Genomic DNA, 12,157 nt, shown 5'->3' on the forward strand with positions numbered 1-12,157 from the left:
TTTTTTGCCTTAGCCGAAGCGCTGGTCGCGGCCGTGCGGCTCGTCCAGATCCTGCGCCGGCCCGATGGAAATGATGCCGTGCGGGTTGATGGTGGCGTGGCTGCGGTAGTAGTGGTTGCGAATGTGCGGCAGGCTGACCGTTTCGGCGATGCCCGGCATCTGGTAGATGTCGCGCAGGAAACCGTACAGGTTCAGATAGTCGCTGATGCGGTGTTTGTCGCACTTGAAGTGGGTGACGTACACCGGATCGAAACGCACCAGCGTGGTCCACAGACGCAGGTCGGCCTCGGTCAGCCGATCGCCGGTCAGGTAGCGATGTTGCCCCAGGATCTGCTCAAGGCGCTCCAGCGCGTTGAATACCCCGTTGACCGCTTCGTCATAGGCTTCCTGGCTGGTGGCGAAACCGGCCTTGTACACGCCGTTGTTCACTTGATCGTAAATCCAGCCGTTCAGCTCATCGATCTTACCGCGCAGATCGGTCGGGTAGTAGTCCCCAGCCCGAGCGCCGACGCCGTCAAACGCGCTGTTGAACATGCGGATGATGTCGGCGGATTCGTTGCTGACGATGGTTTGCCGCTGTTTATCCCACAGCACCGGCACGGTCACGCGCCCGCTGTAGTGCGGATCGGCCCGCAGGTAGATCTGGTACAGGAAGTCGGCGTGATACAGCGGATCGCCGGTGGTTTCAGGAAAATCCTGGCCGAAGGTCCAGCCGTTTTCCAGCATCAGCGGGTGCACCACCGAGACCGGAATAATCTGCTCCAGCCCTTTCAATTTGCGCATCAGCAGCGTGCGGTGCGCCCAGGGGCAGGCGAGAGAAACATACAGGTGATAACGGCCCGCTTCGGCCTGGAAGCCGCCCGCGCCGTGTTCGCCGGGCTGACCGTCGGCGGTCACCCAATTGCGAAACTGAGCGGTTGAACGTTTGAAACGGCCGCCGGTAGATTTCGTGTCATACCAGATGTCTTGCCAAACGCCATCGACGAGTTGTCCCATGGGAATCTCCTTGGTGTCCGAGTGAAAAACGACAGGGCCCGGCATGCCGGGCCCTGAATGACAGTTTAGATTACCATTTCTTGTTCAGAAGACGGTCGATGCTGAAGCCGCCCGGGCCTGCGATCGCCAACACGATGAAGCCGCCGGCGATGGTCAGGTTTTTCATGAACATCAGCTGGTTTACGCCTTCCGCAAAGTCAGTGTGGAACAGCAGCGCGGTCAGGATGGTGAAACCGGCAGTGAACAGCGCCACGGTGCGGGTCAGGAAGCCGAACAGGATCGCCAGACCGCCGCCAAACTCCAGCAGAATGGTCAGCGGCAGCAAGAAGCCAGGCACGCCCATCGATTGCATGTACTGTTGGGTTCCGGCATAAGCGTCACCCATTTTGCCGTAGCCTGCCACGATAAACAGGATTGGCATCAGGATACGAGCAACCAGCAAACCTGTATCTTCTAATTTTTTCATCATCTACTCCAAAGTGTTTTTGTGTGCCTGTTCGGCGGTAGTCATATCAACGGGCGGTATATCGGGTCTCTCACCCTGTTCGGCCCATATCGTATTGATGGAGTGAATGTTAATCGGGAAGTGCTCAGGTTGTTAGCAAGTAAAACTGTCGTAATTTTTCAAAAAATCTGAATCTTTAGCGTGCTAATAAACTGACGCTTGTCAGCAGGTTGCCCAGCCCTCGGGATAAACAGCGCTGTTTTAAGGGGAAAACGAGGGCAGAGCAACAGGATGTTTGAAGGAAAAACGCGGGGCTTACTTGGCGGAGAAGGTCTTTTTAAACAGTCGGATAGCGCTCCAGGCACCGAAAGCGCGACGCGACCAGCGGATCATCTTGCTGGGGTGGCGGATGCCGTACAGCGCCATGACGCTGGAACCGAGTACCAGATAGCGGCGCAGGCCAAAAACGGTCTGCCAGCCGCGGTCAATGCGTTCGGTTTTTTCCAGCCACAAAGACTTGTGTTCGGCCAGATCCAGACGCTGTTGCTGGATCTGGCGAATCAGCCTCTCTTTTTTCCATTCCAGGTAGCGGCGGCGGCTCATAGCTCGCGCTCCAGTTCGGCGCGGTCGAGCTCCAACTGCTTGCGCGTGGCGCCCAGCAGCGTGGTGCGACGGGCCTTGACCAGCGTCCAGATGGTGCCGACTACGGCGAGGAACAGCAGCACGCCGGTTGTCGCGCCCAGCGCCACCAGCCGATAGACCGGATCGATGGCCCAGAAGATCAGGATCAGCAGGCTCATCAAACCGAAGGCGGTGAACAGCAGTGTCATACCGGCCATGATCAGCAGCTGAATGAGGTTGGCTTTCTCCTCTTCCAGCTCGACGACCGCCAGCCGGACACGGGTTTCCACCATGCCGACCAGGATCGTGATGATGCGCTGACCGATATCCAGGACCCCTTTGGCGGGGCCCTGCGCGCGCACTTGCGGTTGTTCAGCCATGATTAGCGACGCGCGAGCAGCACGCCCAGAACCACGCCGACCGCCGCGCCGATACCGATGCCGGTCCACGGGTTGTCGCGCACATAGTCGTCGGCCTGGCCGGCGATCTGTTTGGTTTGCGAAGCCAGCTTGTCACCGGCGTCGCTCAGGCGAGCGCGGGTCTCTTTCAGCGCGCCTTCCGCCTTCGAACGCAGCTTCTCCAGCTCGGCTTTCGGCTTGTCGGTGGAGGAGTTCAGCACTTCCTCCAGCGTATCGGCTAAGGACTTCAGTTCAGCGCGTAAGTTTTCTGCATTTGAATCATGTGCCATGTGATTATTCCTTAACGTTTATTTCGACAGACTTTTAACATAGCGGATTTTTTCGCCGGAGCAAAGGGGTGATGGCCAGCAGATAACACCAGACATCAATTCCATATGCTTAAGAAATCCCGTGTGATGGGGCTCTCATCGATAAATCCGCTGGTGTAAAAAAATTATTCCGCCTGGGCGCGTTTCAACTCAGCTTGCGCTTCCGCCAGCTTTTGCTGCTTCTTGGCGACCTTGTCCAGCTTGCCGGTTTGCTGCGTTTCTTTCAGCTCCTGCCGGCGTTCTTCGACCTTGCGCTGTTTCTCTGCGATGTTTTTCTGGCGTTCGGCCTGCAGGCCGGCTTCGGTGCAGTGAGTCTGCACTTCGCTCAGCGCTTTTTTCAGCCCGTCCACGCGGTGGGTGTTGCCGTGTTGGGTGGCGTAGTCGATTTGCTGTTGGATGTTTTGCGCTTTGGCGGCGCAACCGCCCTCTGCGGCCGAAGCGAGGGCCGGCAGCGTGCAGAGTGGCAACAGCAGTAACAGGGAGTGGCGTAATTTCATCTTTCAGTTCCTTGTTCATGGGATGCCTGAACAGGCATCCGCTTTCCTGGCTGCCGAAGGCGGCAGCGCGAGAGGAGGGCGTTCATCGCCGGCTGAAGTTACCCTTCAGCATAGTCATGAAACCGGCGAGCCCCCAAAGAATCAGCCGTGACCCAGTGCTGACTGATTAATTCTTGAGCTAATCGATGCGAATGAAAATGAAGATTATGGCAATGAAAGGAAACCCCTTCATTTGAAGGGGATTATCCCAGATTGAGCGGGGAGCGCGCAAATTCGCGCACCCAATGTGACGGCACGGGGGACTCGCTCAATGCGATGTGGTAACCGGGCGGCAGAATGGTTTGCAACGCTTCGCGCGCCAGCAACTGCTGCTCCGGCGAATCCAGACGGATGACCAGGCCATCGCCTTCCGGCGTAATGCTTTTGATGCGGATGCCGCGTTCATCCAGGCGCTGGTAGACATAAAAACCGTCGGGCAGCGACAGCCCTTGCTGGCTGGCGCGGATGCGCAGCTCGCTCTCGGTGCGCACCATGCAGGGCACCAACAGCGTCGCCAACGCCAGCAGGGCGAGCGCGATCATCAGGACGTATTGCCAGCGCGGGCGCTTTGCTGTCACGCCCCTTTCCCCGGATTCTGGCTGTTGGCGCGCTTCTTGCGCCACAACACGATCAGCGAGCCGACCAGCCCGACCACCAGCAATACCAGCGGCAGCATCATCAGGCAGAACATCAGCTGATCTTCATACTTGCGGAACACCGGCGTTTTCCCCAGGGCGAAGCCCAGCGTCGTCAGGATCAAGACCCACAGCAGGCCGCTCATCCAGTTGAAGAACTGGAAGCGTGCGTTGCTCAGGCCGGACAGGCCGGCGATGGTCGGCAGCAGGGTGCGCACGAAGGCCAGGAAGCGGCCGACCAGCAGGGCGGAAAGGCCGTGACGGTGGAACAGGTTATGTGCACGCTGATGGTAGTGGGCCGGCAGATGCGAAAGCCAGCCTTGCACCGTTCGCGTATTGCCGAGCCACCGGCCTTGTATATAACTGACCCAGCACCCCAGGCTGGCGGCGACGGTCAGGATAACGATGGTCAATGGGAAGCCCATGGTGCCTTTGGCGATCAGCACACCGACCAGGATCAGCAGGCTGTCACCCGGCAGGAAAGCGGCCGGCAGCAGGCCGTTCTCCAAAAACAGGATCATGAACAGCAGGATGTAGAGGGTCCACACCAACGAGGGGTTCGCCAGCGTCTCAAAATCCTGCTGCCATAAGGCATGTATCAGTTCTTTAATGATGTCCATCCGGTGTTCCTAAAACGTCATTGTTTATTTTTATCTCAGCGGCGGAGCGGGCGTGAGCTGAAAGCGCGCGGCGATCCTGAGTGCTGATAACGATGAAACGGCGTTGCTTTAAGGTTTCTAAGCGGTGCGACACCGGTCATAGGTGGTAAGTCAGCGTGCCACGGTACTGCATGTTGCTTTCTTTCCAACCGGCCTGGCGACTCTGTTGCCTGGAAGCGTCCAGCATCCAGTCGACCTGGGCAAGCCGGTTGGGAGCCGGGGTGTCCTGGCGGGGGAAGCGAATTCGGTAACCCGGCTCTGCGGCCAGGGTATAGACCGGCGCCGGCAGGGAGGATGCGAGCAGCGAACCGGAGAAAGAGTGCGCTCTGGGCAGCAGCAGCGGCAACTTGCCGGGGGCTTTGCGGCGCGCTTCGGCCGGCGCCCGATACACATGATCATAGGGGGAAAGCGCCGGCTCCGCCAGCAGCGGCAGGCTGCTCAGCGCGCTGGGGGTTGGCTTGGGTGACGCCACGCATAGCTGTTGGCCGGAGACCGAACCGGTCCAGCAGAAAACAGCAATCAGCATGGCAAACAACCAGCGCATTTATTCGCGTCCCGCCCCCGCAGCAATGGGTAAAAAAGTGGGCTAACTCTACCAAAATAGCACGATTGGCAACAGGGAAATCTACGTTGCCGACGGTGAAATAGTACACGGCAAACGGCGGTTCCGGCATCGATTCAGCGGATTTTACATTACCTGACATAAGCCGACGGTTTTTGACCGCCGTGGCTATTTCGGCTCGTGGTTCACGCCATCCAGATGCACCACCGGATTCTCGGCAAACAGGTAGCGATCGGCGTTGTATTCGAAGTCATCGCTGGTGGCGTTGAACAGCATCTGTTTGGTGTTTTCCAGGTGCTGCCACATCGCCAGTTTGGCGGCGTAAGGGTCTTTGCGCATCAGCGCCTTGAGGATCTGATCGTGATCGTCACACCAGCTGGCGATCGAGCGTTCGTCGATATGCTCGTGCAGCTTTTTCCAGTAAGGGTTGTTGACCCGCTGCACCCACATTTTTTCCACGATGGTGGCCATGGCGGTGTTCTGGGTGGCCAGCGCCACCTGCACGTGGAACTTCAGATCCCACTGCGAGTCGCGGAAGCGATCCTCTTTACGGGCGTGCTCCTGGATCTCCATCAACTGCACGATATCTTGTTTGGTCACCTGGGTGGCGGCGAACTCGGCGATGTTGCTTTCAATCAGCTGGCGCGCCTGCAGCAGCTCAAACGGGCCGGCGGTGGCGAACTCGATGCTGTCGCCCGGCACCACCAGGTGCTTTTGCTGGTTGGACACCACATGGATCCCGGATCCCTTGCGCACGTCCACATAGCCTTCCACTTCCAGCATGATGATCGCTTCGCGCACCACGGTACGGCTGACATTCATCTCTTCGGCGATGTATCGCTCGGCCGGCAGCTTGTCGCCTACCGGGTAGCGGCCGCTTTCGATGCGTTGCTTAAGCTCGGCGGCCAGTTGCTGATACAGGCGTCTGGTTTCGGTGAATTCCATAGTGAATGCTCTATACGGTGCGGTGGGAAGGGGCGCGTGGCCATCGGATTTGTTATACCACTTATTCGGCACCGCTGCCAGAGGAGCAAGAGGCCCGGCGCGGCGGCCGGGCGGCGGTATCAGCTGCGCGCCGGGGCCGGTTGCAGCGTGGCCGGCTGGGTTTCGGCGGCCGGACGGTTTTGCAACACCGTCCAGATGACGATGGCGCCGAGAATGTCGAAGACCGACAGCGCGGCGAACAGCGGGCTGAAGCCGAGGGTGTCCGCCAGGGCGCCGACCACCAGGGCGAACAGCGTGCTGGCGGTCCAGGCCGCCATGCCGGTGAGGCCGTTGGCAGTCGCCACCTCATTGCGGCCGAACACGTCGGAAGAGAGGGTGATCAGCGCGCCGGACAGCGCCTGATGGGCGAAGCCGCCGACGCACAGCAGCGCGATAGCCGCGTAAGGGCTGGTGAACAGGCCGATCATGCCGGGGCCGATCATCAACACCGCTCCCATCGTCACCACCAGCTTGCGTGAGACGATCAGGTTGACCTTGAAATACTTCTGGAACAGCGGCGGCAGATAACCGCCGACGATGCAGCCGAGATCGGCGAACAGCATCGGCATCCAGGCGAACATGGCGATCTCTTTCAGGTTAAAACCGTAGGCCTTGAACATGAACAGCGGGATCCAGGCGTTGAAGGTGCCCCACGCCGGCTCCGCCAGAAAGCGCGGCAGCGCGATGCCCCAGAACTGGCGGTTGCGCACGATCTGCCAGGCGGACATCTTTTTGGCGTTAGAGGTCTGGTGCTGGGCTTCCTGGCCTTCGAGGATGTAACGGCGCTCTTCCTGGCTCAATTTCTTCTGATCTTTCGGGTGTTTGTAGAACAGCAGCCAACAAATGGCCCAGATCAGGCTCAGCACGCCGGTGATGATGAACGCCATTTCCCAGCTGTGCGCCACGATGGCCCATACCACCAACGGTGGGGCGATCATGCCACCGATCGATGAACCCACGTTGAAATAACCGACGGCGATCGAACGCTCTTTGGCCGGAAACCACTCGCTGCTGGCCTTCAGCCCGGCGGGGATCATCGCCGCTTCCGCCATGCCGACCGCGCCGCGCGCCAGCGCCAGGCCGCCCCAACTGTTGGCCAGCGCGGTGCCCATACAGAACAGCGCCCACAGAATGGCGAACATGGCGTAACCGACCTTGGTGCCCAGCACGTCCAGCACATAGCCCGCCACCGGTTGCATCACGGTGTAGCAGGCGGAATAGGCGGCGACGATATAGGAATACTGTTGGGTGGTGATGTGCAGCGTATCTTCCAGCGTCGGCGCCGCGACGGCGATGGCGTTGCGGGTCAGGTAGCCCAGCACGGTGCCGATGGTCACCAGTCCAATCATGTACCAGCGTAACCCTTTAATTTTACGCATCCGAAATGTCTCCCCGTTTTAAGGTGTGGCCGTCGATGCGGCTGGCGAGACAATAACCTGTCATACAGGTTTAAAAGTTGAGTGATATCACAAAAGGAATTATTCGCCTGAGCGATACTGTCGCCGGTGAAATAGTGCGTTTACGCCGCAAATTTGCCGTAAAATTGAGCGAAAAAGGGATTGAAGGACCTTAAATCAGCAGCTCATGGGAAAAATTTGCTGGACGCTTGTGAAAATTGGTGTGATAACTTTCGTGATTCGAACCCCGTGCCGCACGGCAAGTAAGGAGCCCGAGATGGCGACGTTTTTGAGCGAAGATTTCCTGCTGGACAACGAATTTGCCCGGCGCTTGTATCACGACTATGCGGCGCCACAGCCGATTTTCGATTATCACTGCCATTTGCCGCCACAGCAGATCGCGGAGAACACCCGCTTCAGCAACCTGTACGATATCTGGCTGCGAGGCGATCACTATAAATGGCGGGCGATGCGCACCAACGGCGTGGCGGAGCGGTTGTGTACCGGCGATGCGGGCGATCGTGAGAAATTCGACGCCTGGGCCGCCACGGTGCCGCATACCATCGGCAACCCGCTCTATCACTGGACGCATCTGGAGCTGCGTCGGCCGTTCGGCATCACGGATACGCTGCTGTCGCCGGCCACGGCGGATGAGATCTGGCAGCGCGGCAATGCGCTGCTGGCGCAGGATGAGTTTCGCGCGCGCGGCATCATGCGGCAGATGAATGTGAAAATGGTGGGCACCACCGACGATCCGATCGACGATCTGCGCCATCATCGGGCGATCGCCGACGATCGTGGCTTCGATATCAAGGTATTGCCGAGCTGGCGGCCGGACAAGGCTTTCACTGTCGATGCACCGGGCTTCAATGACTATCTGCGGCAGCTGGAGGCGGCGGCGGATACCGCCATCGGCCGCTTCAGCGCGCTGTGCGACGCCCTGTACAAGCGCATGGATCACTTCGCCGCCCACGGCTGCAAGGTGGCCGACCATGCGCTGGACGTGGTGGTGTTCGGCGAGGCCGATGAAGCGGCGCTGGATGCGATCCTGCTGCGCCGCCTGAACGGCGAGCTGCCGACGCCGGAACAGAGCGCCCAGTTCAAAAGCGCGGTGCTGCTGTTCCTGGCCGGCGAGTACCGGCGCCGCGGCTGGGTGCAGCAGTATCACATCGGCGCGTTGCGTAATAACAACAGCCGCATGCTGACCGCCGTCGGGCCGGATATTGGTTTCGATTCGATCAACGATCGGCCGCTGGCGGAGCCGCTGTCGCGGTTGCTGGATGCCCAGGCGCGGCAGGGCGGCCTGCCGAAAACCATTCTCTACTGCCTCAACCCGCGCGATAACGAAGTGATCGGCACCATGATCGGCAATTTCCAGGGGGAAGGCACGCCGGGCAAGATGCAGTTCGGTTCCGGCTGGTGGTTCAACGATCAGAAGGACGGCATGCAGCGCCAAATGACGCAGCTGGCGCAGCTCGGGCTGCTGAGCCGCTTCGTCGGCATGCTGACCGACAGTCGTAGCTTCCTGTCGTACACGCGCCATGAATACTTCCGCCGCATTCTTTGCCAGATGATCGGTCGTTGGGTGGCGGACGGCGAAGCGCCGGCGGATATCGCGCTGCTGGGCGAAATGGTGAAAAACATCTGCTTCGACAACGCCAAAGACTATTTCGCCATTGAACTGGCGTAGCCGTTATCCGGGACCGGTTTATGCAAAGTACGATAAAGATTCACGAGCAGGATAACGTGGCGGTGGCGCTGCGCGATCTGGCTGCCGGAGAGTGCGTTGAGCTGGAAGGCGCGGTCATCCAACTGGCGCAGCCGGTGGCGCGCGGGCACAAATTTGCGCTCGGCCCGATCGCCAAGGACGAGGACATCATCAAATATGGCCAGCCGATCGGCCATGCGCTCGCGGCCATCGGGCCGGGGGAGCATATTCATTCGCAAAACGCCAAAACCAACCTGAGCGATCTGGACAGCTACCGTTACCAACCGCAGTTCCCGACGTTGCCGCCGCAGGCCGCGGATCGCGAGGTGCAGTTGTACCGACGGGCCGGCGGCGAAGTGGGGATCCGCAATGAGCTGTGGATCGTGCCGACCGTCGGCTGCGTCAACGGTATCGCTCGCCAGATCCAGCAACGCTTTTTGCAGCAAACGCAGGCAGAGGGGATCGACGGCGTGCATCTGTTCAGTCACCCGTTCGGCTGCTCGCAGCTGGGGCAGGATCATGCCAACACCCGCATCATGCTGCAGAACCTGGCGCGCCATCCCAACGCCGGCGCGGTGCTGGTGATCGGGCTGGGTTGCGAGAACAATCAGGTGGATGCCTTTCGCGCCACGTTGGGGATAGAGGACGAGCGACGGCTGCGCTTTATGGTGTGCCAACAACAGGACGACGAAGTGGAAGCCGGGCTGGCGCTGTTGCACGAGCTGTACCGGGAGATGCGCCACGATCGACGCGAGCCGGGCCGCCTGAGCGAGTTGAAGTTTGGCCTGGAGTGCGGCGGTTCGGACGGATTGTCGGGTATCACCGCCAACCCGCTGCTGGGGCGGTTCTCCGATTATGCGATCGCCAACGGCGGCACCACGGTGCTGACCGAAGTGCCGGAGATGTTCGGCGCCGAGCGCATTCTGATGAGCCGCTGCCGCGATGGGGAGACCTTCGACAAAACCGTCGACATGATCAACGATTTCAAACGCTATTTCATCGCCCATCAGCAGCCGATTTATGAGAACCCGTCGCCGGGCAACAAGGCCGGCGGCATCACCACGCTGGAGGAGAAATCGCTCGGCTGCACCCAAAAGGCGGGGTTAAGCCAGGTGGTTGACGTGCTGAAATACGGCGAGCGGCTGCGCGTGCCGGGGCTGAATCTGCTCAGCGCGCCGGGCAACGACGCCGTGGCGACCAGTGCGCTGGCCGGCGCCGGCTGCCATATGGTGCTGTTCAGCACCGGGCGCGGCACGCCGTACGGCGGCTTTGTGCCGACGGTGAAGCTGGCGACCAACAGCGAGCTGGCGGCGAAGAAACCGCACTGGATCGATTTTGACGCCGGCAGCCTGATCCACGGCGTGGCGATGGAGACGTTGCTCAGCCGCTTCATCGATCTGATTGTCGAGATCGCCAACGGGCGTCCGGCGCGTAATGAAACCAACGACTTCCGCGAGCTGGCGATCTTTAAAAGCGGGGTGACGCTGTAAGGCTGACAAAAAAGGCGCTCGAAGGAGCGCCTTTTTGATGAAGCAACGCGCGATTAACGCACCTTCAGCGGATCTTCGTTCGCCAGCCGCTGGTCTTCCGCCTGGCAGGCCGCGGCGGTGAACAGCACGTCGGTGGAGGAGTTGAGGGCGGTTTCCGCCGAATCCTGCAGGACGCCGATGATAAAGCCGACCGCCACCACCTGCATCGCCACGTCGTTCGGAATGCCGAACATGTTGCACGCCAGCGGGATCAGCAGCAGCGAACCGCCGGCCACGCCGGAGGCGCCGCAGGCGCAGAGGGCCGCCACCACGCTCAACAGCAGGGCGGTCGGGACGTCCACCGCGATGCCCAGCGTGTTTACCGCCGCCAGCGTCAACACGGTGATGGTGATCGCCGCGCCGGCCATGTTGATGGTGGCGCCCAGCGGGATGGAAACCGAGTAGGTGTCCTCATTCAGGTTCAGCTTCTTGCACAGTTCCATATTCACCGGGATGTTGGCGGCGGAGCTGCGGGTGAAGAAGGCGGTCACGCCGCTCTCGCGCAGGCAGGCGAACACCAGCGGATACGGGTTGCGGCGGATCTTCCAGTAAACGATCAACGGGTTGAGCACCAGCGCCACCAGCAGCATGCAGCCAAGCAGCACCATCAGCAGCTGGGCGTAGCCCCACAGCGCGCCGAAGCCGGTTTCCGCCAGCGTGGAGGCCACCAGGCCGAAGATGCCGAGCGGCGCACAGCGGATCACCGCGCGCACCACCAGCGTGACCGCATGGGACATGTCGTTGATCAGCCCCTTGGTGGTCTCGGAAGCGTGGCGCAGCGCCAGCCCCAGACCGACGGCCCAGGCCAGAATGCCGATGTAGTTGGCGTTAATCAGCGCATGGAACGGGTTGGCCACCACGCTCATCAACAGGCCCTTCATCACCTCCACAATGCCGCCCGGCGGGGTAATGTCCGTCGCGCCGGTGGTCAGCGCCAGCGTGGAAGGGAAGATAAAGCTGACGACCACCGCCACCAGCGCGGCGGCAAAAGTGCCCAGCAGGTAGAGGAACAGGATCGGGCGAATGTTGGTCTTCTGCCCCTGTTTATGGTTGGCGATCGAGGCCATGACCAGAATCAGCACCAGCACCGGCGCCACCGCTTTCAGCGCGCCGACGAACAGGGTGCCGAGCAGGCCGACCGCCGCTGCCGCCGCCGGTGAAACCAGCGCCACCAGAATGCCGGCCACCAGGCCGACCATGATTTGTTTGACCAGGCTGCCCTGCGTGATCTTTTGTAGTAGTTTTTGCATAGTGCTTTCTTCCTGATGTTATCTGGCCGCCGCGGCGGGAACGACGCCGGGCAGCTTTATATGATTCTGTAACTAAGTGTGTTTGCCGAATCAGTATTCAGCAATCGA

The 12,157-nt window shown here is 60.3% G+C and carries 14 protein-coding genes; 2 read left to right on the plus strand and 12 right to left on the minus strand.

The window, feature by feature from the left end:
* Positions 1 to 9: 9 nt before the first annotated feature.
* The 11 genes from MMS95_RS02245 to MMS95_RS02295 all read right to left on the minus strand — a co-directional run bounded on the left by MMS95_RS02245 (position 10) and on the right by MMS95_RS02295 (position 7,544).
* Entirely contained in the window at positions 10 to 996 is a 987-nt protein-coding gene (locus MMS95_RS02245; RefSeq protein WP_004937116.1) for a glutathione S-transferase family protein, read from the minus strand.
* Between the two features lie 70 nt (positions 997 to 1,066).
* Positions 1,067 to 1,462, minus strand: coding sequence for a DoxX family protein (locus tag MMS95_RS02250; protein ID WP_031300242.1), 396 nt, complete (start codon positions 1,460 to 1,462; stop codon positions 1,067 to 1,069).
* A 294-nt stretch (positions 1,463 to 1,756) separates the two neighbouring features.
* Entirely contained in the window at positions 1,757 to 2,044 is a 288-nt protein-coding gene (locus tag MMS95_RS02255) for a YqjK-like family protein (protein WP_004937121.1), read from the minus strand.
* Positions 2,041 to 2,442, minus strand: a complete 402-nt coding sequence (locus MMS95_RS02260) for a phage holin family protein (RefSeq protein WP_242141359.1) — start codon at positions 2,440 to 2,442, stop codon at positions 2,041 to 2,043. Before MMS95_RS02260 ends, MMS95_RS02255 begins: the two co-directional genes overlap by 4 nt.
* 2 nt (positions 2,443 to 2,444) lie before the next feature.
* A complete protein-coding gene (locus MMS95_RS02265; RefSeq protein WP_004937125.1) occupies positions 2,445 to 2,750 on the minus strand; it encodes a YqjD family protein in 306 nt (101 codons plus the stop codon).
* Positions 2,751 to 2,914: 164 nt separating this feature from the next.
* Positions 2,915 to 3,286 carry a DUF1090 domain-containing protein gene (locus tag MMS95_RS02270; RefSeq protein ID WP_015379159.1) on the minus strand — a complete coding sequence of 124 codons (372 nt, stop codon included), beginning with the start codon at positions 3,284 to 3,286 and terminating at the stop codon, positions 2,915 to 2,917.
* 242 nt (positions 3,287 to 3,528) lie between these two features.
* Positions 3,529 to 3,903 (minus strand): EnvZ/OmpR regulon moderator MzrA, encoded by a 375-nt coding sequence (mzrA, locus tag MMS95_RS02275; protein ID WP_004937130.1) that lies wholly within the window; start codon positions 3,901 to 3,903, stop codon positions 3,529 to 3,531.
* On the minus strand, positions 3,900 to 4,580 hold the full coding sequence (locus MMS95_RS02280; protein WP_004937132.1) for a DedA family protein: 681 nt from the start codon (positions 4,578 to 4,580) through the stop codon (positions 3,900 to 3,902). Before MMS95_RS02280 ends, mzrA begins: the two co-directional genes overlap by 4 nt.
* A 136-nt stretch (positions 4,581 to 4,716) precedes the next feature.
* A complete protein-coding gene (locus tag MMS95_RS02285) occupies positions 4,717 to 5,163 on the minus strand; it encodes a hypothetical protein (RefSeq protein ID WP_004937135.1) in 447 nt (148 codons plus the stop codon).
* Between the two features lie 186 nt (positions 5,164 to 5,349).
* The gene (exuR, locus tag MMS95_RS02290; RefSeq protein WP_004937137.1) at positions 5,350 to 6,126 is read right to left on the minus strand and encodes a transcriptional regulator ExuR; all 777 of its coding nucleotides are present in this window, start codon (positions 6,124 to 6,126) and stop codon (positions 5,350 to 5,352) included.
* A gap of 119 nt (positions 6,127 to 6,245) precedes the next feature.
* Positions 6,246 to 7,544, minus strand: a complete 1,299-nt coding sequence (locus tag MMS95_RS02295; RefSeq protein WP_015379157.1) for an MFS transporter — start codon at positions 7,542 to 7,544, stop codon at positions 6,246 to 6,248.
* 295 nt (positions 7,545 to 7,839) lie between these two features.
* Here MMS95_RS02295 and uxaC point away from each other — a divergent pair, with 295 nt between their 5' ends.
* Together uxaC and MMS95_RS02305 are read left to right on the plus strand one after the other, a co-directional pair.
* Positions 7,840 to 9,252: a glucuronate isomerase gene (gene uxaC, locus MMS95_RS02300; protein WP_242141360.1), complete on the plus strand. Its 1,413-nt coding sequence runs from the start codon at positions 7,840 to 7,842 to the stop codon at positions 9,250 to 9,252.
* A gap of 20 nt (positions 9,253 to 9,272) precedes the next feature.
* Complete coding sequence (locus tag MMS95_RS02305; protein ID WP_085058873.1) at positions 9,273 to 10,760, plus strand: altronate dehydratase family protein; 1,488 nt, start codon at positions 9,273 to 9,275, stop codon at positions 10,758 to 10,760.
* 53 nt (positions 10,761 to 10,813) lie between these two features.
* Here the strand turns inward: MMS95_RS02305 and sstT are convergent, their stop codons facing one another.
* The gene (sstT, locus tag MMS95_RS02310) at positions 10,814 to 12,049 is read right to left on the minus strand and encodes a serine/threonine transporter SstT (protein ID WP_004937146.1); all 1,236 of its coding nucleotides are present in this window, start codon (positions 12,047 to 12,049) and stop codon (positions 10,814 to 10,816) included.
* Positions 12,050 to 12,157 lie beyond the last annotated feature (108 nt).

Source organism: Serratia sp. PGPR-27 (assembly GCF_022678525.1).
In the GTDB taxonomy this organism is placed as follows: Bacteria; Pseudomonadota; Gammaproteobacteria; order Enterobacterales; family Enterobacteriaceae; genus Serratia; species Serratia nematodiphila.